Origin of the sequence: Paraburkholderia sp., assembly GCF_047605525.1 — a bacterium.
Lineage (GTDB): Bacteria > Pseudomonadota > Gammaproteobacteria > Burkholderiales > Burkholderiaceae > Paraburkholderia.
Genome location: NZ_JASGFN010000003.1, coordinates 137,411 through 159,586, shown reverse-complemented (window position 1 = coordinate 159,586; position 22,176 = coordinate 137,411). Strand labels below are relative to the sequence as shown.

Annotated in this window: 16 protein-coding genes and 1 tRNA gene; 12 read left to right on the top strand and 5 right to left on the bottom strand. The window is 58.8% G+C overall.

The genetic code is table 11. The annotated features are described in order from the left end of the window. The first annotated feature begins 123 nt into the window (after positions 1 to 123). From pheT to QM685_RS05070, 5 genes are all read left to right on the top strand, one after another. Entirely contained in the window at positions 124 to 2,559 is a 2,436-nt protein-coding gene (gene pheT / locus QM685_RS05090) for a phenylalanine--tRNA ligase subunit beta (RefSeq protein ID WP_415113381.1), read from the top strand. A gap of 69 nt (positions 2,560 to 2,628) precedes the next feature. Beyond that, complete coding sequence (locus tag QM685_RS05085) at positions 2,629 to 3,039, top strand: integration host factor subunit alpha (protein WP_415113378.1); 411 nt, start codon at positions 2,629 to 2,631, stop codon at positions 3,037 to 3,039. 43 nt (positions 3,040 to 3,082) lie between these two features. Beyond that, positions 3,083 to 3,511 carry a MerR family transcriptional regulator gene (locus QM685_RS05080; RefSeq protein WP_415113376.1) on the top strand — a complete coding sequence of 143 codons (429 nt, stop codon included), beginning with the start codon at positions 3,083 to 3,085 and terminating at the stop codon, positions 3,509 to 3,511. 65 nt (positions 3,512 to 3,576) lie between these two features. Next, a tRNA-Pro gene (locus tag QM685_RS05075) sits at positions 3,577 to 3,653 on the top strand. Positions 3,654 to 4,738: 1,085 nt separating this feature from the next. Beyond that, complete coding sequence (locus tag QM685_RS05070; protein WP_415113374.1) at positions 4,739 to 5,884, top strand: branched-chain amino acid ABC transporter substrate-binding protein; 1,146 nt, start codon at positions 4,739 to 4,741, stop codon at positions 5,882 to 5,884. 220 nt (positions 5,885 to 6,104) lie between these two features. On the opposite strand, the gene QM685_RS05065 is transcribed toward QM685_RS05070, so the two are convergent. The 3 genes from QM685_RS05065 to QM685_RS05055 all read right to left on the bottom strand — a co-directional run bounded on the left by QM685_RS05065 (position 6,105) and on the right by QM685_RS05055 (position 8,795). Further along, on the bottom strand, positions 6,105 to 6,998 hold the full coding sequence (locus QM685_RS05065; RefSeq protein ID WP_415113372.1) for a VOC family protein: 894 nt from the start codon (positions 6,996 to 6,998) through the stop codon (positions 6,105 to 6,107). Positions 6,999 to 7,008: 10 nt separating this feature from the next. Beyond that, positions 7,009 to 7,788 (bottom strand): serine O-acetyltransferase EpsC, encoded by a 780-nt coding sequence (gene epsC / locus QM685_RS05060; RefSeq protein ID WP_415113370.1) that lies wholly within the window; start codon positions 7,786 to 7,788, stop codon positions 7,009 to 7,011. Positions 7,789 to 7,883: 95 nt separating this feature from the next. Beyond that, positions 7,884 to 8,795, bottom strand: a complete 912-nt coding sequence (locus QM685_RS05055; RefSeq protein ID WP_415113368.1) for a LysR family transcriptional regulator — start codon at positions 8,793 to 8,795, stop codon at positions 7,884 to 7,886. A 151-nt stretch (positions 8,796 to 8,946) separates the two neighbouring features. On the opposite strand from QM685_RS05055, the gene QM685_RS05050 reads away from it, so the two are divergent. The 4 genes from QM685_RS05050 to QM685_RS05035 all read left to right on the top strand — a co-directional run bounded on the left by QM685_RS05050 (position 8,947) and on the right by QM685_RS05035 (position 14,248). Beyond that, positions 8,947 to 9,816 (top strand): NAD(P)-dependent oxidoreductase, encoded by an 870-nt coding sequence (locus tag QM685_RS05050; RefSeq protein ID WP_415113366.1) that lies wholly within the window; start codon positions 8,947 to 8,949, stop codon positions 9,814 to 9,816. Between the two features lie 24 nt (positions 9,817 to 9,840). Next, a complete protein-coding gene (locus QM685_RS05045; protein ID WP_415113364.1) occupies positions 9,841 to 11,352 on the top strand; it encodes an aldehyde dehydrogenase family protein in 1,512 nt (503 codons plus the stop codon). A gap of 251 nt (positions 11,353 to 11,603) precedes the next feature. Continuing rightward, positions 11,604 to 12,977 carry an L-serine ammonia-lyase gene (locus QM685_RS05040; protein WP_415113362.1) on the top strand — a complete coding sequence of 458 codons (1,374 nt, stop codon included), beginning with the start codon at positions 11,604 to 11,606 and terminating at the stop codon, positions 12,975 to 12,977. A 77-nt stretch (positions 12,978 to 13,054) separates the two neighbouring features. After that, entirely contained in the window at positions 13,055 to 14,248 is a 1,194-nt protein-coding gene (locus QM685_RS05035) for a M20 aminoacylase family protein (RefSeq protein ID WP_415113360.1), read from the top strand. A 6-nt stretch (positions 14,249 to 14,254) separates the two neighbouring features. Here QM685_RS05035 and QM685_RS05030 read toward each other — a convergent pair whose 3' ends face one another. Further along, positions 14,255 to 15,487, bottom strand: a complete 1,233-nt coding sequence (locus tag QM685_RS05030) for an acetylornithine/succinyldiaminopimelate transaminase (RefSeq protein ID WP_415113358.1) — start codon at positions 15,485 to 15,487, stop codon at positions 14,255 to 14,257. A gap of 120 nt (positions 15,488 to 15,607) precedes the next feature. Here QM685_RS05030 and QM685_RS05025 point away from each other — a divergent pair, with 120 nt between their 5' ends. Continuing rightward, entirely contained in the window at positions 15,608 to 16,924 is a 1,317-nt protein-coding gene (locus tag QM685_RS05025; RefSeq protein WP_415113356.1) for an MFS transporter, read from the top strand. Between the two features lie 182 nt (positions 16,925 to 17,106). Here QM685_RS05025 and QM685_RS05020 read toward each other — a convergent pair whose 3' ends face one another. Next, positions 17,107 to 18,438 carry a DUF3100 domain-containing protein gene (locus QM685_RS05020; RefSeq protein ID WP_415113354.1) on the bottom strand — a complete coding sequence of 444 codons (1,332 nt, stop codon included), beginning with the start codon at positions 18,436 to 18,438 and terminating at the stop codon, positions 17,107 to 17,109. 283 nt (positions 18,439 to 18,721) lie between these two features. Between QM685_RS05020 and QM685_RS05015 the strand changes: the two genes are divergently transcribed. Beyond that, positions 18,722 to 20,323 (top strand): gamma-glutamyltransferase, encoded by a 1,602-nt coding sequence (locus QM685_RS05015; protein WP_415113352.1) that lies wholly within the window; start codon positions 18,722 to 18,724, stop codon positions 20,321 to 20,323. A gap of 128 nt (positions 20,324 to 20,451) precedes the next feature. Next, positions 20,452 to 22,032, top strand: a complete 1,581-nt coding sequence (gene ggt, locus QM685_RS05010; protein ID WP_415113350.1) for a gamma-glutamyltransferase — start codon at positions 20,452 to 20,454, stop codon at positions 22,030 to 22,032. The last annotated feature ends 144 nt before the right edge of the window (positions 22,033 to 22,176 follow it).

The following is a 22,176-nucleotide window of genomic DNA, read 5'->3' as shown; positions in this document are numbered from 1 at the left end:
CGGCATCGTACCCGGTGCGTGCCGCGAGCGTCCCCGGCAGAGCCGAGTCGTCCGGTCCGATACCGGAATAGGCGAAGCAACTGCCGGACGTGGACCTAACCTGATCAGAACGTATACAGAACCATGCAATTTCCGGAATCCTGGCTCAGAACTTTTGTCGATCCGCAACTGACGACCGACGAGTTGGCGCACGCGTTGACGATGTCGGGTCTCGAGGTCGAGGACCTGCGGCCGGCCGCGCCGCCGACTTCGAAGATCGTCGTCGGCCAGGTGCTGGAAGTCGTCAAGCACCCGGATGCGGACAAGCTCAACGTGTGTCAGGTCAATGCCGGCACCGGCGCGACGCTGAACATCGTGTGCGGCGCGCCGAACGTCACGCCGGGCATCAAGGTGCCGGTCGCGCTGGTGGGCGCGCAATTGCCGCCGGCCGAAGAGGGCGGCACGCCGTTCGCGATCAAGCTCTCGAAACTGCGCGGCGTGGAAAGCCAGGGGATGCTGTGCTCAGCGCGCGAACTGAAGCTCTCGGAAGATCATAGCGGCCTGCTGATCCTGCCGGAAGATACGCCGATCGGCCAGGATATTCGCGAAGCACTCAATCTCGACGATACGATTTTCGAAATCAAGCTGACGCCGAACAAGGCGGACTGCCTGTCGGTGTTCGGTGTCGCGCGCGAGACGTCGGCGATCACCGGCGCGCCGCTGCGCCCGCTCGAGATCAAGCCCGTTGCAGTAAAGCTAAACGAAACGCTGCCCGTCAAGATCTCGGCGCCCGATCTGTGCGGCCGTTTTTCGGGTCGTGTGATCCGCGGCGTCAACGCGCGCGCGAAGTCGCCGCAGTGGATGGTCGAGCGTCTCGAGCGCTCGGGTCAGCGCAGCATCTCGGCACTCGTCGACATTTCGAACTACGTGATGCTCGAGCTGGGCCGCCCGTCGCATGTGTTCGATCTCGACAAGATCCACGGCGGCATGGACGTGCGCTGGGGCCGCAACGGCGAAACGCTGAAGCTCCTGAACGGCAATACGGTCGAACTCGACGGGACGGTCGGCGTGATCGCCGACGAGCGGCACATCGAAAGCCTCGCGGGCATCATGGGCGGCGACAGCACCGCGGTCACGCTCGACACCACCAACATCTATCTCGAAGCCGCGTTCTGGTGGCCCGATAGCATTCGCGGCCGCTCGCGCAAGTACAACTTCTCGACTGATGCCGGTCATCGCTTCGAGCGCGGCGTCGACTACGCGACGACCGTCGAGCATATCGAGCGCATCACGCAGTTGATTCTCGACATCTGCGGCGGCGAAGCCGGTCCGGTCGACGATCAGATCGTCAACGTGCCGAAGCGCGAACCCGTGAAGATGCGCGTCGCGCGCGCGAACCGCATCATCGGTGTCGAGATCGGCGCCGATGAGATCGCGCGGATCTTTACGCGCCTGGGCCTCCCGTTCGAACGCGACGGCGACACGTTCTCGGTAATGCCGCCGTCGTATCGCTTCGATATCGAGATCGAGGAAGACCTGATCGAAGAAGTCGCGCGTATCTACGGCTTCGAGAATATCCCGGCGCATCCGCCGGTCGCGACCAGCGAAATGCGCGCGACCAGCGAGACCCAGCGCTCGATTCACACGATCCGTCACGCGCTCGCCGCACGCGACTACGCGGAAACGGTGAACTTCAGCTTCGTCGACGCCGAGTGGGAGCAGGATTTCGCGGGTAACAGCAACCCGGTGCGTCTCATCAATCCGATTGCAAGCCAGTTGTCAGTGATGCGCACGACGCTGTTCGGCAGCCTGATCCACGTGCTGCGTACGAACCTGAACCGGCGCGCGGCGGACCGCGTGCGCGTGTTCGAAGCCGGCCGCGTGTTCCTGCACGATCCGTCGATCAAGGCCGGCGAGCTGACCGTCGAAGGTTTCGCGCAGCCCAAAATGATCGGCGCGCTCGCCTACGGCCCCGCGCTCGAAGAGCAGTGGGGGGCGCCGACGCGCACGGTCGACTTCTTCGACGTGAAGGGCGATCTGGAAGCGCTGGTCGCACCGGCGGTTGCGCGTTTTGTGAAGGCCGAGCATCCGGCGCTGCATCCGGGACGCAGCGCGCGTATCGAGCTCAATGGCCGCGTCACAGGCTGGATTGGCGAATTGCATCCGCGCTGGATGCAGAAATATGATTTACCGCATGCGCCGATTCTGTTTGAAATCGAAGCGGAAGCATTAATGCAGCGAATATTACCGGTTCCGTCGGAAGTATCGAAATTTCCGCCGGTGCGACGCGATATCGCGGTGGTCGTCGATCAGAAAATCGAGGTTCAGGCGTTGCTCGACGAGCTCCGGAAGGCCCAGTCCGAGCCGGCCTGCAAGAATGTCCAGAGGGTTGCGCTTTTTGACGAATTTCGTCCAAAATCAAACACTTCCGGTGGTCTGGCCGCGCATGAGAAAAGCCTTGCGTTCCGTGTGACCTTGCAAGATACTGGCGGAACCCTTCAGGATGAAACGGTCGATCTGGCCATTCAAACTCTGGTGGAACGTCTGGCTCGAGTATATGGCGCACGGTTGCGCGGATAACCCGCATTTAACAATTGCACGGCTGTTTCCGCATCCATTGTTTTACGCTTGGCGCGCCATTTGATAGATATGAACGAAATGAACTCGAGTGATTTCGAAGCCCTTCTTACGGCGCAACGCAGCGCCATGATTCGCGAAATTCCGACATCACCCGCCGCCGTTTCCACTGAGACGCCGACGCTCACCAAAGCGGAACTTGCCGAGTTGCTGTTCGACAACGTCGGGCTCAACAAGCGGGAAGCGAAGGACATGGTCGAGGCCTTCTTCGAGGTGATCCGCGATGCACTGGAGAGCGGCGACAGCGTGAAGCTGTCGGGCTTCGGCAACTTCCAGTTGCGCGACAAGCCGCAGCGTCCGGGCAGGAACCCCAAGACGGGCGAGGCGATTCCTATCGCCGCGCGCCGCGTTGTGACGTTTCATGCAAGTCAAAAGCTGAAGGCGCTCGTCGAGAACGGTGCCGAGGCGAACTTCGCGCGCTGATCGACTGGCGCGCTTTCGCGCAACCCATCACGGCTAACTGACGATGACAGCGACGATCGAAAAAGTCGTCTTGCCTCCGATTCCGGCAAAGCGTTACTTCACGATTGGTGAGGTTAGCGAACTATGCGGCGTGAAACCTCATGTGCTGCGTTACTGGGAACAGGAGTTCACCCAGTTGAGGCCGGTCAAGCGGCGCGGCAACCGTCGGTATTACCAGCATCACGAGGTCCTGCTGATCCGTCGGATTCGCGAGTTGCTGTATGAGCAGGGTTTTACGATCAACGGTGCGCGCAACCGGCTCGATTCGTCCGGTGGCGGCGGTGAACCGGACGTGCCGGCAACGGTAGCCGGGGAGGGCGAGGTCGGGGGTGGACAGGCGATGCAGGCGCATCCATCGCCTGCGACGGCCGCGGTAGATGTCGAGCAGTTGCGCAAGGAACTGCAGAACGTGATCGATCTGCTGGGTCATTAGCTCGCGCTTTGTTCGTATCGGGCGGTTCTAATCGAATGAAGTGTCTGTTATAATTTCACGCTCTTCGGGGCGTAGCGCAGCCTGGTAGCGTACCTGCATGGGGTGCAGGTGGTCGGAGGTTCAAATCCTCTCGCCCCGACCAGAAAAATCAAAGGGTTACGGATGAAAGTCCGTAACCCTTTGTCGTTTTGGGATTTTTTACCCCACTTTTTGCCCCACCGCTTTCGCCCTCACTTTTGCATAACGGATGGGGCAACGGGCGTGGTAGCGAGGACGCTACCGACCATGCGCGAGTCGACCTCATTGCTCGGCGTTGGTCGCGAGCTAGAAATCATCTCTCGCTGTGCAGCGCGCAACAGCGCACAGGTTGATTTCGCAACCTGTGGTCCTTCGAATCCCTCCGTCTCCGCCAGTAGGTGTTCCGGGCAAATCCGCTTGGTTCCATCGGACACCCCCAAGGCCATAGAACAGCAAGGTTTTGGGGATGTTTTTCTCGTTGCCGCTTCCGCCTCGTACCGACAGAATCAACCCATCAAGTCGGGGTGCATGAAGATGGGTCTTCCCCATCGTGTGTCGTTGAGCGATACCGCCTGCGATCTGGTCAAGAAGGCTCTGCAGACCCAAGTATGGCTATCTTTTCCCGGGCGACAAAAAGGATGCTCCGCTATCGAATATGGCGATGTTTCTGCCGTCAGCTCACTGTCTGTGGGGAAGGAGCGCGACGCACGATACTCGCGTAGTAGAAGACGACGAGTAAGCCTATCCAGGCAGGGCCGACAACGGGCGCCACACGCGTCTCGGGATTGAATGCCATGACGACAAGAATAGGAAAGAGCGGCATGCGAACTGCGCCGCAATAAAGAGTTTTATGTTTTGTCGTAAAGAGGCGGCTTCATGCCGCCTCTTTCACTTTGCAGATCACCTTCATCGAACATCGTTTACCCGAAGAAGGCGTAACGATTCAGCACGCAGTCTCATGTTCCTCCTTGCAGCACAAGGGTCTGGAGCATCAAGCCACCCGCGTTCTCAAAATTAGAACAAGATCGAATGCCGGTTGCTATTGGCGTGGGAAATTGACGCGCGGACACTAATTTCACGCACCCCAGGAGCAATGCTTCCAGGCGCGGATTAACCACCTCGGGGTGACACCCGAAAATTGAGCGGTCGCTTGGTCCGATTGCGGATCCCTGAATAATAGTTAAATCATCCAGTGGTTGGAGAATATCAATGAGGAACCTGAAGTTCATTATCGCTGCCAGCAGTGCACTCGTCGCCACTACGCCGATGATTGCACATGCTCAGGAAAGCACCGTGAAAATCGGATTCGCTGGACCTTTGACCGGCCAAAATGCAAACCTTGGGAAAGACGTTGAACGTGGAGCGCGACTGGCAGTCGATGATCTCAATGCAAACCCGCCGGTCATCGGCGGGAAGAAGGTCAAAATCGTGCTGCAGGTAGAAGATGATGGCGGCGATCCGCGTCAGGCGACCCAGGTCGCGCAGCGGCTGGTAGATGCCGGCGTAAAGGGTGTCGTCGGTCACTTCAATTCGGGTGCTACGATACCTGCGTCGAAGATTTATTTCGACAACCACATTCCCGAAATCTCCCAGTCGTCAACTAATCCGAAGTACACGCAACAAGGTTTCGACACAGCCTTCCGGCTGGTCGCCAATGATGGCCAGCTCGGTTCGGTGCTCGGCAAATACGCCGTGCAGAAGTTGAACGCCAGGACGTTCGCGGTCATTGATGATCGTACCGCCTATGGCCAAGGTATTGCGGATGAATTCCTGAAGTCCGCCGAGGCATCCGGTGCGAAGCTCGTCAATCGTCAATACACCACCGACAAGGCGACGGACTTCCGGGGTGTACTGACCGCAGTGAAGGGGGAGAACCCCGACGTCGTGTTCTATGGTGGAATGGACGCTCAAGGTGGGCCGATGCTGAAGCAGATGCAGCAGCTCGGCATGCAATCCAGGTTCATGGGTGGCGATGGCATCTGCACCGGTGAATTACCGAGCCTCGCGGGTTCAGCTTTGCAAGGCCGCCAGGTTATCTGTGCGGAAGCCGGAGGTATTACGCCGGAATACACAGCGGGCATGGAGGATTTCAAGAAGCGCTTCAAGGCAAAGTATGGTGAGGACGTCGTGATTTACGCACCGTATGCGTACGACGCCGTCATGATTCTGGTAGACGCGATGAAGCGCGCTGGTTCTTCGGACCCCGCCAGGTATTTGCCCTATCTGCAGAAGACGGACTACAAGGGCGTTATCGGCGAGACACGCTTCGACTCGAAGGGCGACCTCCAGAACGCAACGCTTACGCTATACACGTTTAACGGTGGCAAGCGTGAAAGCCTTGGCGTGCAACACTGATTCTGGTTTGCGCCGCGGATTCGACTGCGTCAGGGTGTGACGCGCTCACCACTTCCCCTGTAAGTACCAGCGCGCTGGCGTCTTTGCCCGTGCAATCGCACACAGGCAAAGACGCCTTTTTTCGTGCACTTAAAACTTTGGTCTCAGCACTTGCCGGGCAAATGGAATGGAACGACGGGGGACATAAAAAAAGACACTACGATGGGTATCAATAAGCGAATCAGGCCGTCTGAACGAATTCGATAATTGCATTGCCGGCGGAATCCGGTGTCACCGCAACACCTTTCGCTGTTCGAGCATGACTGACACCATTCCCGGCAAGTATGCGCTCCGTCACCGCAATATCGCGCACACGGACCTGCAAAGCGATTCCATGAGGCTTTTCGGTGTAGGCGACGGGCAGGCCTACTGCTGCGAACCGTTCTTCTGCCTGTTCCTGCGTGAGTGCGACCACCTTGCCATAGCCGGTATCCGCCTCGACATGCCCGTTCACGCGCTTTGTTTGTTCTGCGCCGAAGAGCTTCGTCCACCTGTCTTCGAGAAGACTCAGGTCGGGGGTGACGTAGACGACTTCAAGAACTGCATTGGCGCCATTCGGGTGGTTCTGCCAGTCCTTTCGCCAGATGAACTCGGGACGATGCTGTTGGCAGAGAAAGTTGGACGCGTCGCCAAGCTCCGTGTCCATGACCATACCGAGCGAAACGACTGCTTCGTCCGGTGAGCCGTCCGGTGCCGTAATCTTTCGCCGGAAATCGACTCGTTGCTGAGTGGGCAACCCGCTAGCCTTGACTGCGGCAAAATCACTCTCGATGTCTTTGCTATGAAGCGAAACCAACCCGAGGCCTTCCGAGCGCGCCAGAAACTCGCCGAGTGTACGGCCATAGCAGAATCCGTCGACTTCTCCAGTGCCGAACCTGGACGGGTCGTCGATGCCGATAAGTTCGATGAAGTTGTTCTCGAACATCATCAAGGTCAGCACGGAACCCCAGGGATGATAAGAGATTGGACTCGGTGAGAAACCGAGGCGCTTGTACTTTTCTACGGCTGCCGGGTGATTTCTCACCGATACGACAGGATGGTCGATGCCCAGACGATGCTGATTTGGGGGAATCATCCGAATACCCTTAGTTATTTGAAGGCGCAGTGATGGCCGCATAGTTGGCTGCGACCGACTTGATGACTTTCGCTGGAACACCGGCAGCAACCATGTTCGCGGGTATCGACTGCCTCACCACACTGCCGGCTGCGATAACGGCGTTCTCACCAATTTCGATATTGCCGAGGATGGTTGCGTGAGCGGCGAGGGTGGCGCCGCGCCGTACCTTGGGATGACGGTCACCCGATTCGGAAAAAGTGCTGCCAAGGGTGACGCCGTGCCAGATGCTCACTTCATCTTCGACTACCGCGGTCTCGCCGATGACAATGCCCATCGCGTGGTCAACGAACAACCCTTTGCCAATGCGCGCCGCCGGATGGATGTCGACATTGAACTGTTTCGCGCACCAGTTCTGAAGAAGAACGGCGAATGTCTTCTCGCCGGCAATCCAATACGCGTGTGCGATTCGGTGCAGTTGAATTGCCTGGATTCCACGGAACGACAGAAAGGCGGAAAGCGCATTCGGACATGCTGGATTGGCGCTGGCAATTTTATGGATATCCGCGGCCGCACTTTCGTCGACCGCGCGTTTCTTGATGGTGGTGGCGAACTCAGCGCCGAAATCCGGCAGCGTCTTGTCCATGCTTGCCAACTCGTCAGCAAGCAGAACTGCAAAGGCTTGGCCGAGCGTGTCGTGAGCAAGCACACGATGCTCGTAATACGCGCGCATGGCGGGACGCGCGCGTGCTTCGCTTTCTGCTTCTTTGCGAATCGTCTGCCAGACATCTGCCTGATGGGTGCTATTCAAGGTGCCTCCTCGTTTTCCGTAAGTCTGCGCTCGGCAATAAGAACGTCCAATGTCGTGAACACAGAATTTTGTTCTAAATATCAGATGCCAACGGGTCAACGGAAAGCGCGCATCTGCGAGTGCATCAACTGGAGGAGCTTGTTCGACGCGACGGACAGCTTTCTCCCCACTCGCGTGACCAGGTGCGCTTCGGCGTTGGCGAGCAACGGATGGTCGATCGGGATGGCGACAAGTTCACCCGCGTCGAGCTCGGTCGACACGGAGAAGGCGGGTAGACAAGCGATGCCCAGTCCAGACTTCACAAACTGCTTGAGAATGGCGATTGAATTCGTCGTGACGACTGGGTCCAGCCGGATTTTTTCGGCGAACTCCACCGCCTGGAGCATCTGCCTCGTGCCGTACGACGCATGAGTTGCAGCGAGAGGGAACGATGCCAATTCCTGCACTGTCATGGGTTTCTCGCGTGCGGCGCGAGGAAAGCTCGGCCCCACTATGGCCATCAAAGGCTGCATGCGCGATGCGCGCGACACAATCTTCGGCTCAGGAGGCGGGTTGTACACAAGTCCAATCTCGCCTTCGTCCTCGGTGATTTTCCGCATCACTTCGTTCGTCCCGGCGAGGTCGAGGTTGACCTTGATGCCGGGATATTGCTTGCAGAAATGCTGCATGGGGCCAGACAGCACGTCGGAGACGAAGCCCTCACCCAGAACGACATTGACGTGGCCCGTACGCAGACCGCGAAGCTCCTGAAGACGCGACAGCAAGTCGTCCCGGTGCGCCAACTGCTCCCGGAAATACTCGATGACGAACTGTCCCGCCTCCGTGGGCTTGACCCCACGCGCATGGCGTTCGACCAGCGCCGCATCCAGCTCGCCCTCGAGCAGGCCAATCTGGCGGCTCACCGCGGAAGGCGCCACATTGAGCCAGTCCGCGGCCGCGCGGATGGTTCCAAATCGAACCGCCTCGAAGAAATAGACGATTCTGCTTTCTGTCAGACCCTCAGCCATAAGATGTCACCGTGCGAATTATTAGAACAATCTGAGTATTGGCGTTTATTGATTATAGGGTTCCAAAAGTCCAGTATGGCAACTCGAACAGTCAGGAACGTGGAACGGCCACGCCGCAGACTGCGAAATCAAGAGACTTGGAGTCGAAGATATGAAGACGGTTGGTGTGATTGGTCTGGGCAACATGGGGCGCGGCATGGCGCTCTCGCTCAAGCGTGGTGGCTATAACGTGCTGGGCTTCGATACCGCTCCCGGCGTCGCGGAGAAGCTGCGGGAAGGGGGTGTCCAGGCGCGTGCTTCCATCGCTGACATCACTCGCGATTCCGATGTGCTGATTCTTTCATTACCGACGTCGGACATCGTCGAAAAAGTCGTGCTAGGTGAAGGTGGCGTCGCGGCCAACGCAAAGCCGGGGCTCATCGTGGTCGACACCACGACGGCCGACCCGAACAGCACGCGCAAGGTTGCGGCCGCGCTGGGTGAAGTGAAAGTGGGTCTCGTCGATGGTCCAGTTAGCGGTGGTCCGAAGGGCGCGGCAGCCGCAACGATGACGATGGTGCTGGGGGGCTCGGATGAGGACGTCGCGGCCGTTGAGCCCATCCTCGCCGTGATGAGCGCCAAGCGCGTTCATGTCGGCCCGGTCGGCGCTGGTCACGTAACCAAAATCATCAACAACCTTCTGACCGGCGTCCATCTGCTTGCTACGAGCGAAGCCATCCGCGCCGCGGAAGCCGTCGGTGTGAATCCGGAGAAGCTCGTCGAAGCACTCAATGGCGGTTCGGGGCGCAACAGCTCGACGCTCACGAACTATCCGACCTGGATTTTCAACGACAAGTTCGATTCCGGCTTCACGATGAAGCTCATGCGCAAAGACATTCGCCTCGCGATGGACCTGTTGCGTAGCGTCGACGCAGTTGCCCCTATTGCGAACGAAACGGGCCGTCTGTGGGCAAAGAGCGCCGACTCAATCGGCGATGCGGAAGATTTCAATCGCATCGTCCAGTTCATCGACAAGCAGTAACTCATTGAACACAGGAGCTGAAAAGTGAAATCCAACGGTACCGGGAATCTGCTGTCCGCATTTGCATACTTCTTCCCGAATCTCAAGGAAGTGGGCTCGTACATCAACGGCGAACTGGTCGTCGGCACGGGCGATGTCATCCAGCTGTTCGACCCGGCCACGGGTGAGAAGAGCATCTCCTATCCCGACGGCGGCGCCGAAGTTGTGGCACAAGCGTCTGTCGCAGCTCTGCGCGCGCAGAAAGAGTGGTGGTCGTTGACGCACGCGGCACGCGGCCGCGTGATGTTCGCCATTGCGAACGAAATCCGCAAGGAAATCGAGCCGCTTGCACGCCTCGAGTCGATTGCGGCAGGCAAACCCATCCGGGATTGTCGTGGGGAAGTCGCGAAGGTTGCCGAGCAGTTCGAATACTACGGCGGATGGACGGACAAGTTCTACGGCGATGTGATTCCAGTGCCGACCACGCACCTCAACTACACGCGCCGGGAGCCGATGGGCACCGTTTTGCAGATTACGCCCTGGAACGCGCCGATGAATACCTGTGGCTGGCAGGTGGCGCCTGCGATCGCCATGGGTAACGCTGTGCTGCTGAAGCCCTCGGAACTCACTCCGTTTACGTCGCTGGTGGTCGGCCTTCTGGTTGAACGTGCGGGTGCGCCGAGGGGTCTCGTGAGCGTCCTCAGCGGTTACGGCCACACCGTTGCTCAAGCTGCCATCGCCAATAAAGCCATCAGGAAGGTGGTGTTCGTCGGTTCGCCGGCGACGGGTGTTCGTATCGCTGAAGCGGCTGCCAGGCGTGTTCTGCCGTGCTTGCTCGAACTCGGCGGCAAGTCGGCCAACATCGTTTTCGAAGATGCAGACAGGCGCCTGGCGGCGCTGGGTGCGCAGGCTGCTATTTTCGCGGCTTGTGGACAGAGCTGTGTCGCGGGCTCGCGTCTGCTTGTCCAGAAGTCCATCTATGACGAATTCGTACAGCTCGTTGCCAACGGCGCGAACCGGATCAAGGTTGGTGCACCGCTCGATGATGCGACCGAAGTCGGTCCCATCAACAACAAGACGCAGTACGACCACGTCATGAAGATGATTGATAGCGGGGTCCAGGCAGGAGCGAAGCTGGCCGCTGGCTCGGCTGAGCGTTCGGACGGCGGTTACTTCGTTCGTCCGACGGTCCTTTCGAACGTGACGAACGACATGGACGTCGCACGCACGGAAATCTTTGGTCCGGTCGTGGTGGCCATCCCGTTCGAGACGGAAGACGAAGCCATCGCAATTGCGAACGATAGCGAGTTTGGTCTTGCGGGTGCCGTCTGGACAAAGGACGTTGCACGTGCTCATCGCGTGGCGGCCCAGGTCAACGCCGGTACGTTCTGGATCAACGGCTACAAGTCGATTAACGTCGCGTCCCCGTTCGGTGGGTACGGCCGCAGCGGTTACGGCCGTTCGAGTGGTGTCGAGGCGCTGTACGAATACACGCAGACCAAGAGCGTGTGGGTTGAGACAGCAAAGGAACCGGCAACGCCTTTCGGCTACTTCTAGTTTGAGTTGAGTTTGAGTTGAACCCTCCCCGGCCGTGCCAGGGAGTTTCACTACAGATATGAGGCGGCGACGATATGGGTATCTTGACGATGAGACCGTCATACGATGAACGCATACGGTTCGCCAGGCTTTTCGTATTTGCCACAGCGATATTGATTGTCGCGGAGCTCATCGTCGCGCAGTTCTTCCAGATCTGACTATCAGAAGCGCTGGCGCGTGCGGGCTGGCGCTCTCCAACGAGGCCGTGTCTCATGGCAGTAAGTGTTTTTGACCTTTTCAAAATTGGAATTGGTCCGTCGAGCTCACACACCGTGGGACCGATGCGGGCAGCGCAGATGTTCGTGCGTGCGCTGGAAGAGTCTGGTGCGCTTACGCGCGTCGTCCGCGTCCGGGCGGAGCTCTATGGTTCGCTCGGCGCCACCGGTAAGGGCCATGGCACGGATAAAGGCGTCATGCTGGGGCTGATGGGCGAAGCACCCGACACGATTGACGCGGACAGCATTGACAGCAAGCTTGGCACCGTCGCGGAAACGTCTCAGCTTCCACTCGCTGGAGCGCATAACGTCCCCTTTTGGGGCAAGCGCGACATTGTTTTCTACAGGCAAGCGCTGCCGGAGCATCCGAACGGCCTGAAGCTCATCGCGTTCGATAGTTCGGAGAGCGAGATTCGGCGCTCGACTTATCTGTCTGTCGGTGGTGGATTTGTTGTCACCGCTGGCGCGGAGAACGGCCAGGTCGTCGCGGCGCTCACGAAGGTTCCATATCACTTCAGCAGCGGCAAGGAGCTCCTCGCGCTGTGCGAAGAACATCGCATGTCCGTCGCGCAACTCATGTTTCAAAACGAGTTGACGTGGCGTTCAGAAACGGAAGTCATGGCGGGACTCGAGCAGATCTGGGCGGTCATGCAGGCGTGCGTCAACCGTGGTTGCCGGACCGAAGGCCATCTGCCCGGCCCGCTGAAGGTGAAGCGGCGCGCTGCAGCGTTGCATCAGAAGCTCACTGCCCGGAAGAACAATGAGGGTGACCGGGCACTTGCCGACATGGACTGGCTGAATCTCTTCGCGCTGGCGGTCAATGAAGAGAATGCCAGTGGTGGCCGCGTTGTCACCGCTCCAACAAATGGCGCCGCAGGCATTATTCCGGCCGTCCTTCATTACTATGCGCAGTTCTCCCCCGGCGCCAGTCAACAGGGTATCTACGACTTCCTGCTGTCCGCCGCCGCTATAGGAACGCTGTACAAGCTGAATGCATCGATTTCAGGCGCCGAGGTCGGTTGCCAGGGAGAGGTCGGTGTCGCGTGCTCCATGGCCGCGGGGGGACTCTGTGCCGCGCTAGGCGGTACGCCCGCTCAGGTTGAGCATGCCGCGGAAATCGGCATGGAACACAACCTGGGTCTGACCTGTGACCCGGTTGGCGGAATGGTGCAGATTCCCTGTATCGAGCGCAATGCCATGGGGGCGGTAAAGGCGGTAAATGCCGTCCGCATGGCATTGCACGGAGATGGCACTCACTACGTGTCGCTCGACTCGGTCATCAAAACGATGATGCAAACCGGCGCGGACATGAAGACGAAGTACAAGGAAACGTCGCGCGGCGGTCTTGCCGTCAACATCATCGAGTGCTGAAGATTGTCGACTCCGTGTCGAGTGAGTTGAACCAGTCGAACCAGGTCAACGCAGAGTAGAAACCGTACAGAGAGAAAATGAACGCTATCGCTGAAATCCAGGCATTTGCGCAAGAGATGTCGGCTATCCGTCGCGACATACATGCCCATCCGGAGGTGGGTTACAACGTACATAGAACCGCGGATGTGGTTGCCGGCAAGCTGGAATCCTGGGGTTTGCCGGTGGTTCGCGGCGTCGGCAAGACCGGAATGGTCGCCACGTTGAAGCGCGGCAGCAGTAATCGGGCCATTGGTCTGCGTGCCGATATGGATGCGCTGCCCATGCAGGAGGCGAACGACTTCGAGCATCGTTCGACGATACAAGGCGCCATGCACGCATGCGGTCACGATGGTCACACGACGATGCTGCTCGGCGCGGCGCGATACCTTGCGACTTCAGGCGACTTCGACGGAACGGTGCATTTCATTTTCCAGCCCGCGGAGGAAGAAGGCGCGGGCGCGCAGGCGATGATTGACGACGGCCTGTTTGAGAGGTTTCCTGTCGACGCCGTTTTCGGCGTGCACAACTGGCCCGGGATTCCGGAGGGACATTTCGGCGTCAAGCCGGGTCCCATCATGGCTTCGACCAGTCTCTTCAAAATCACCCTGACTGGTGCAGGTTGCTATGGCGCGATGCCGCACCTTGGCGAAGACCCGGTGTTCGCCGCCGCGCAAATCGTCAGTTCGTTGCAGAGCATTCTGACTCGCAACAAGAATCCCGTCGATGCGGCAGCATTGTCGGTCACACAGATTCACGGTGGAGAGGCGCAAAACGTCGTGCCCACCCACGCGTGGCTTGGTGGGACGGTCCGGACGTTCTCGGACGAAACACTCGATCTCATCGAGAATCGTATGCGTGCAATCGTCTCGTCTACAGCGTTTGGGCTCGGTTGTCGAAGCGAGGTCGAGTTCAGCAGAAACTACCCGCCGACTATCAACGACCCCGGGCAAACGGCTTTGGCAGTCGAAGTGATGCGCGAGGTGGTCGGCGACCAGGCTGTTAATGCATCGATTCAGCCGACCATGGCCGCGGAGGACTTTTCATTCATGCTGCGCGCCAAACCGGGGTGTTACGCGTTCATCGGCAATGGTGGCGGAGATCACCGCGACGTAGGGCATGGGGTTGGCCCCTGCCTGTTGCACAACGCAAGCTATGACTTCAATGACCATTTGCTTCCCATCGGATCGACGTACTTTGTTCGTCTCGTGGAACGTTTTTTGAAGCGCGGCTAGACGCGACTATTGGGCCGCGACTGTCGCGGAGGAGGTGGCTTTGTCGCGGTTCAGCTTGTTCAGGGCTGCCTCGAACCTGATGAATGCTTCATCGAGGCACTCGTAGGGAATATTCAGTGCAGGTGCGAACCGCAGCACATCGGGACCTGCATTCAGGAGCATCACACCCTCATCGAGAGCGGTGGACATGATTTCCCTGGACCGTCCGCGGTAGGAATCGCTCAGCTCGGCGCCAATTAGCAATCCCATACCCCGTAACTCGCGGAACATTCCTGTTCGCGAGTTGATGGAACGAAGGCTCGCGAAAACTGAGTTACTCCTGTCGCGCACGCCCTCAAGAATATGCGGCGTATTCACCAATTCGACAACACGGTCGGCGACGGCGGCTGCGAGTGGATTTCCGCCGTATGTTGAACCATGAGTGCCCGCGGAGAGATGTTTGCCAATCTCGGACGTAGTTAGCAGCGCACCAATCGGAAATCCATTGCCGAGTGCCTTTGCGGTAGTAAGGACATCAGGCGTCACATCATGTCCCATGTAGGCGAAAAGCGTGCCGGTTCGGCCGATGCCCGTCTGCACTTCGTCGAAGATGAGAAGGGCTTCGTGCTTCGAGCATGCGCTGCGTAGATGCTCCAGAAACTCGCGGGTAGCAGGAATGATGCCGCCTTCTCCCTGAACAGGCTCAACAATCACGGCGCAGGTTTGCGCGTCTATCTCGCGTAAGGCGGCGTCAATGTCGTTGAAGGGGACGTGTGAGATATCTGGTGGCAATGGGCCGAACCCTTCTGAATATTTTGGCTGTCCGCCGACACTGACGGTGAACAGGGTATGCCCGTGAAACGATCGTCCGAAAGAAACAATCCTGGTTTTCTTCGAGTCAAGTCCGAAACGGTCGTAAGCGACGCGTCGGGCAAGCTTTAGCGCCGCCTCGTTTGCTTCTGCGCCGGAGTTTGCGAAGAAGACGCTATCAGCGAAAGTAGCCTCTGTGAGACGGGTTGCCAGCTTCAAAACAGGCAGGTTCGTGTAGACATTGCTCGCGTGCCACAGTTGTTCTGCCTGCCTCGTGAGCGTGGCGATTAACTGAGGATGAGCGTGGCCAAGGGCGGTTACGGCAATGCCACTCGTCAAATCGATGTATTCACGGCCTTGCTCGTCCCACACACGAGAACCTCGAGCTCGAACTGGAATCATTTGCGCTGGGGCGTAATCAGGCGCCGTCACTGAATTGAAGGTGGCCATGGGATGCACTCCACTGTCGACTTCGTTAATGGTCGTTGAACGCTGGACACAATTCTCGAGCGTGCGTGCGTGTCATTGGCCCAGGACGATCAGGTCAGTGTCCTCCGAAACATAACGCTCGTGGCTATCAACGATTGCAGCGCGCGTGCGAAAAAAGGCAACACAAAAGTCATGGTCGCAGCGTGCTCCTCGGACGATCTGCCAGATACGATTTGGACTTTGATGCAGAGGTCCCCGATGAAGGCGACAACCGCGGTAGTCTCGACAACGACGGTGCAAATTACAACGGCGTTTGCAGCGCTGACGATTCCGGGTTTGACAGCAGTAGTGCAAAGGCAGAGTGGATTTCACGCCATAAATCCAGGGACATTCATCTCAATTCTGTATGCTGCTGCCGCGATGGCAACGATTCTTTCGGGTCTCGCCGTGCAATCGCTGGGTGCGATGAAAACGTGTCAGGTAGCCGTCTTGTGCTGCGCAACCGGGTTGTTGTTCGCCCTGCATGGGAGCGCTGTCAGCTTGATTGCCGCCGCCATAGCGCTCGGCTTCGGTTATGGCCCGATTACGCCGGCAAGTTCGCAACTGCTGAGCGCCACGACAAGTGCCGGAAATCGACGACTGATATTCTCGCTTAAGCAGATCGGAGTTCCTGTCGGCACGGCATTGGCAGGAGCACTGGTCCCAGTGATGACTGTTCGTTTCGGTTGGGAAGCGGCCTTGTCGGTTGTGGCAGTCGTATGTGTCGCGATAGCCGCCGCGATTCACCCGCTGGCCTCGGGCAGTTCCCAGGAGCACACGGTTAACGGGGGGCAACGTCAGGTCTGGTGGCGTTCAATCGGAGTCGCGATGGCGCATCCATATCTGCGACTGCTTTCCTTGTCGGCGTTCGTGCTCGGTGGTGCCCAGATGTGTGCAAGTACATTCGTCGTGTCCTACTTTTACGACAAGGTTGGTTACTCACCGCTTAGGGCGGGAGCAATGGTGACGGTCGCGAACGTATCGGGAGCCATATTTCGCCTGGTCTGGGGCATCGTTGCAGACCGTGGGGCGAGCCCGCGCCTATTGCTGGCAGCGCTGAGCCTGGCTGCATGTTTTGCGGAGGTTGCCATTTCCTCGACGCGGCTGATGACCAGTTATATGTCGGCCATTGCTATTTGCCTTGTACTTGGGGCAGCCGTCATTGGCTGGAACGGGGTGTTGCTTTCAGAAGCTGCAGACGCGGCACCGCCGGAGAAGGTCGCGTCTGCGATCGCTGGATGTCTTTTCTTCAGTTTCGGCGGCGTTATGACCTTTCCGGCAGTATTCGGCGTGCTAGTGAGCGTGAGCGGGGGATTTGCGATGCCCTGGCTCATGATGGCATTAGCCAATGGACTGCTGGGCGCGGTGCTTCTGGGTGGAGTGGTCTTGCGGAAGCGTGCATCGCACGTGTCCACCTAACCGGGGAACCCCGCGGCAAGTGCCTCAAGTCAGCCGAAACCATCACAAACCATCAGCCGGGAGTTCGCCTTGCGAGGTTACGCAGTGAAGGTGCGGTGAAGTAGGGCAGTGCGTGGATATGTTCGTGTGCGCTTATGCGAACCGCTCGCCGACAACGACGAGCGGTGTAGCAGCCATGCAACTCAGTGATGAAAAATTTGAGCGATAAAAGCCGCTCCGAGGAACGTCCCCGCGTTTGCGATAAGCGAAACGAGGACAATCCGCCAGCCGAGTCGGCGGAAGGCCGGAACATCCTTTGCAATCGACAAGCCGGCGAACGTGAGCATGGGGGGCGTCGAGGCGAGGAAGTTGACCTTCCCTGTAATCGCAACCATCTGTGCAGCCCACGGACAGGCGGGAGAGGTCAGGAACATTGCGATAAGCGAAATCCAGCATACGGCAGGCACTTTGCGGCCGGTCATATCGGTCAGGAACTGGCCAACGGCCACGCACGCCACGATGATGACCATACCGGGGAGTGCCACGAGTGGGCTCGTCTTGTAGAGAAGCAGGTCGCTCACGAGTGAGAGTGCGGCGACAACGAACCAGGCGCCCCAGCGTTCCTTGCCGGAGAGTTCGTTGTGACCTTCGCTGACCGCTTCGCCGGCGGGGCCTGACTCGGCAACAGATGCCTTCGTCTTCTTTCCGAGAATCGGCTCGAGAACCTTGTACGCCCACACCGCCATCGGAAGCGATATGAAGAGGGTGAAGTACGTGCCAACCACCGAGGTGATGAGGTTACTCGCCGCGGCAAAGGTTGCGACAGTCTTTGCAACCTCCGGAGTTTGCTGCGCTGCTATCGCGCCCGCGGCAGCGGCCATCATGCTACCCGAGCCGACTCCCGCGCCCATGGCGAGAGCAATCGGGTCAAGAATATGAAGGCTGGTAATGAACCCGGCGAAGATTGCGATGAAGACTGCACCGAAAACAGTCCCGGTAAGGTACTCCGCGAGCACGCCGCGGCCTTCGGGAGAGTTCATGCCGTATTTCTCACCAATGATGGCGAGGCTTGGCTCACGACCGACCGAGAAGGTCGCGCCGATGGCTTCCCGTTTGATACCGAGAAGAAGCGCGATGGGCAGTCCGAGGAGGATGGTGCCGACAAAGTGCCCCAGTTCCTGGAAAGCAAGCGACCAACCGGCGCGAGCAATTTCCGGCAGCGAGTTCCCGACCAGCAGGCCGAGTTTGGCGATAAAAAGCATCAGGCCTGCCTGCAATACCGCTGCCGACTTGAATTGAAGCCCGATGTCCAGTTGCAACGCGCCTGGCATGTAAGGCCGGGCCAGACCGATAGCGGCTCCCATCAGGATTGCCCAGACCATGGGTAGCAGCACAACTTTGCCGGGGCCGACATTGAATGAGACCGGTCCGACGAAACCGGCAATGACGATGATAACAAGGGCGTAGAGGTATAGCTTCGCGTAGCCGGAGGTGGCAGTCCGCGTTGGAACAGTGGTTTGTGTCTCAGTGCTCATGTTCGTCTCGGGTAGGGTCTCGGTCGTGTGGAGCAACGACTCGGGCTTTTGTCGGTGTCCGGCTGCAATCATCAATCGGTCAAAAAAGCTTTGGCATGCGCCCGGCTGAGAATGTTGTTCTAAATTTTAGAATTCGGGCCGATTTCGGCAGACTGCAGTTTTTTAGAACGCTTGCGCGTTTGCAATAGACGCCACCAGATTCTGGAGGTGGCATCCTGTTGCCTGTTAAGCCTACGCCGGCGAGCGCTACCGGAACCCTGTCAGCAAGCGGGAGACCAGCATCATGACTTCATTCGTGCCATCAAGCTTCCCGGTCAACTACAGTTCGGTGCACAAGCCGTCTGTCGTCTCGTCGAGAGGCATCGTGGCAAGTCAGGCCTATGATGCCTCGGCGGCTGGAGTCGCAATTCTGGAGGCAGGCGGCAATGCGGTCGATGCGGCAGTTGCAACAGCCTTCGCTCTGGCTGTCGTCGAGCCATGGAATTCGGGGCTGGGTGGAATCGGATTTGCCCTTGTTCACCCCGTTGGCGAACTTCGTGCGTCATCGGTGCACTTTGGCCCAGTCGCGCCAATGGCGGTCTCGCCGGAACTGTTCCGTCTTACAGGGAGGCCGGGGAATGACATCTTTCCGTGGCCGCAAGTCGAGAACGATGCCAACGCTCACGGGCCGCTGTCGTTCTGTTTGCCCACGGCAGTCGCGGGCTACGGAATCATGCTGGAGCGCTTCGGCACCATGCAGTTGAAGGACGTGATGCAACCGGCAATCGAGCTTGCGAAGCGAGGCCTCGCACTCGACTGGTTCACCACCCTGATGCTCGCGCAGGCTACACCTCTGCTCCGGAAATACGATACGAGTTCTGCGATATTTTTGCGGGACGGGTTGCCACCCGTTCCTCCATATCAGGGTGTTCCCGGGTTCATGAAGCTGGGCAATCTGCAGGCTACGCTCGAACGCATTGCTCGGGAAGGCTGGCGGGACTTTTACAGCGGAGGGCTTGCCGCGGACATCGCTGGAGACATCGAGTCGCTTGGCGGTGTCATCTCAGGCGCGGAGATGGCCAGTTACGAGCCCGAGGTACGCCCTTGTTTGAGCGTTGACTGGAAAGGTAGCCAAATCCAGCTCTCGAGTGGTTTGACTGCCGGTCCTACCCTGGCTGATGTATTCGGGAGATTGAAAGCCGGGGGATTGCCCGACGAGCGAGGGGCCCCATCGGGTGAGTGGTACAAGGGGCTCGCCAACGCAATGAAGGCGGCGTACGCGAAACGTTTGGATTCCGCTGGCGACGACGAACCCAAAGGCCTGGGTTGCACGACTCATATCAGCGTTACGGACGCGAGCGGAAACATGGTCTCGATGACGAGTACGCTTCTGTCGTCGATGGGGAGTCGCGTAACCCTGCCGACCACCGGCTTCGTGATGAACAACGGCGTGCTTTGGTTTGACCCGCGTCCGGGCAACGCAAATTCAGTCGGCCCCAGGAAGCGACCGCTGACCAACATGTGTCCCGCAATCGTGGCGAGGGACGGCAAGCCAATCATCGTCGGTGGCGCGGCCGGCGGTCGAAGAATCATGGCTTCCGTGGCTCAACTCCTTCTCTTTGTTCACGACCTCGGAATGGACGTAGAACAGGCGGGGCACTGGCCGAGGATCGATGTATCCGGGCCGGACCTCGTTAGCGTGGACAGACGCTTGCCTGCTGCCGTGGTGGAGACGTTGTCGGCACTCGGAGCCACGGAAAAGGTCGACCACGATGTGCTGCCAATCAACTTTGCAAGACCCAGCATTATCGACGGCCGGGAGCCTGGGCGCGCCGTAGGTATCAGTGACGTTCGTTCTCCGTGGTCTGCCGCGCTGGCGCCATCGATGAGCGGCTCACGAGCGTAAATGTCCGGGTCCCGGCGGTCCCGGAGAGTCAACGCCAAAAAACGGCATGATGCGCCGGCATCGGAGATGTATTGCGACACAAAGATAGTGGTGACCCGGAAATGAACGTTGGACGAGCACATCGGCCGATGCGTATCGGCAAGTCTGGGGCGGTGGCCAGTAATCACCCAGTGGCAACGCAGGCAGGGCTCGATGTCCTGCGGGCTGGCGGGACCGCCATTGACGCGGCGGTGGCGGTATCTCTCACGATAGGCGTCGTCGAACCACATATGTCCGGGTTGGGCGGCGACGGTTTTTACCATTGTTTTCTCGCCGGCGACTCCGACGGCGTGGTCTATAACGGTTCGGGGTTCGCCCCGGCAGGTCTCGTAACTGGCGGCATCACTTCGCTTGCTCTTCGAGGGCGAGACAGCGTCTCCGTGCCCGGGGCAGTTGGTGCGTTGGGGCTGATGCATGCGCAACACGGCACCATGCCGTGGGCGGAGTTGGCTGCTCCCGCCATCGAAGCGGCGAAAGAAGGATTCGGCGTCACTCATGTTTATCAGCGGTTTGCTTCAAAATACGCGAGCGATATCCGCTTTTGTCCGCTATCAGCTGAACTCTTCCTGCGTCTGGGTGAAGCGCCTGCCATTGGCGAGTTTATCGTTCAGCCGCAACTAGCCGTGTCGCTGGAGATGCTGGCCGAAGATGGCGCGGAGTCCTACTATCGTGGCGCACTGGCCGAGCGGATTTTCGCGGACATGTGTGATGCCGGTGTCGGCATAACAAGCGGCGAGTTGGCACGATTCGAGGCGGAGGTACAAAGACCCATCGCCGTGAACTACCGCGGCTATGAGGTTCGACAAACGCCACCCAATTCGACAGGCTTTGTGCTGCTGCAGGCCCTCAAGCTTGTGGAAGCGAGAATGCCATCCAATAGCGCTTTCCTGTCGGCGGATGTGGCGCACACGCTGATCGAAGCCAAAAAGCTCGCCTTCGTGGAGCGGGAGCAGTTCGGCGGCGACCCAAGGCAGCAGCCTGTTCCTCTGGACGTCATGTTCGACCCTCGGCGTCTGCAAGGTCTTGCTGAGAAAATCGACGCGAATAAAAGCGCGACGCTTCCTGTTCGGCCGTCGGCTGGCGACGGGAATACTACGTACTTCTGTATCGTCGATTGCTGGGGTAACGCTGTGTCCGCCATCCAGAGCCTCAATAGTTCGTTCGGGTCTGGCGTGACACTCGAGCGTACGGGGATCCTGTTGAATAACCGGATGAGTTGCTGGCATCTCGATTCCGCGCATCCGAACAACCTGGTTGAGGGCAAACGTGTCCGGCACACCATGAATGCCCCGATGGTGTTGAAGGATGGGCAGGTATGGGCAGTGTTTGGCACGCCTGGCGCCGATGACCAGGTACAGACCAATTTGCAGGTTGCAGTAGGCCTCATTGATTTTGACATGGACCCGCAGAGTCTCGTCGAAGCGCCACGCTGGAGCAGTTCTCAGAAAGGCCAGGCGGCCAACTGGCCACATGGAGGCGACCATGCCCTTACGGTCGAGGGTACTTTCCCCGAAGAGGCACGTGCTGAATTGGCGCGTCGTGGCCATCAGCTGGTCGAAGTGCCGTATCTGGAAGGACCATGCAGCGTCGCGTGTATACGGGTGCTGGACAACGGGGCCCGAGTTGCAGCATCGGACCCCCGTCGTGATGGCTGGGCGGCGGCCTATTAACAGTCAATCGGTCAGAGGACGATGACAAGTTCTTCGGATTTGGTGCTAGATATGTATATCACGATGACCTGATTGCGGCGAGAGAAGTCGGCTGGTTAAACGGGCCGAAGGGCGCGGCCCAGTCGACTAGGCGAGAGCGAAACA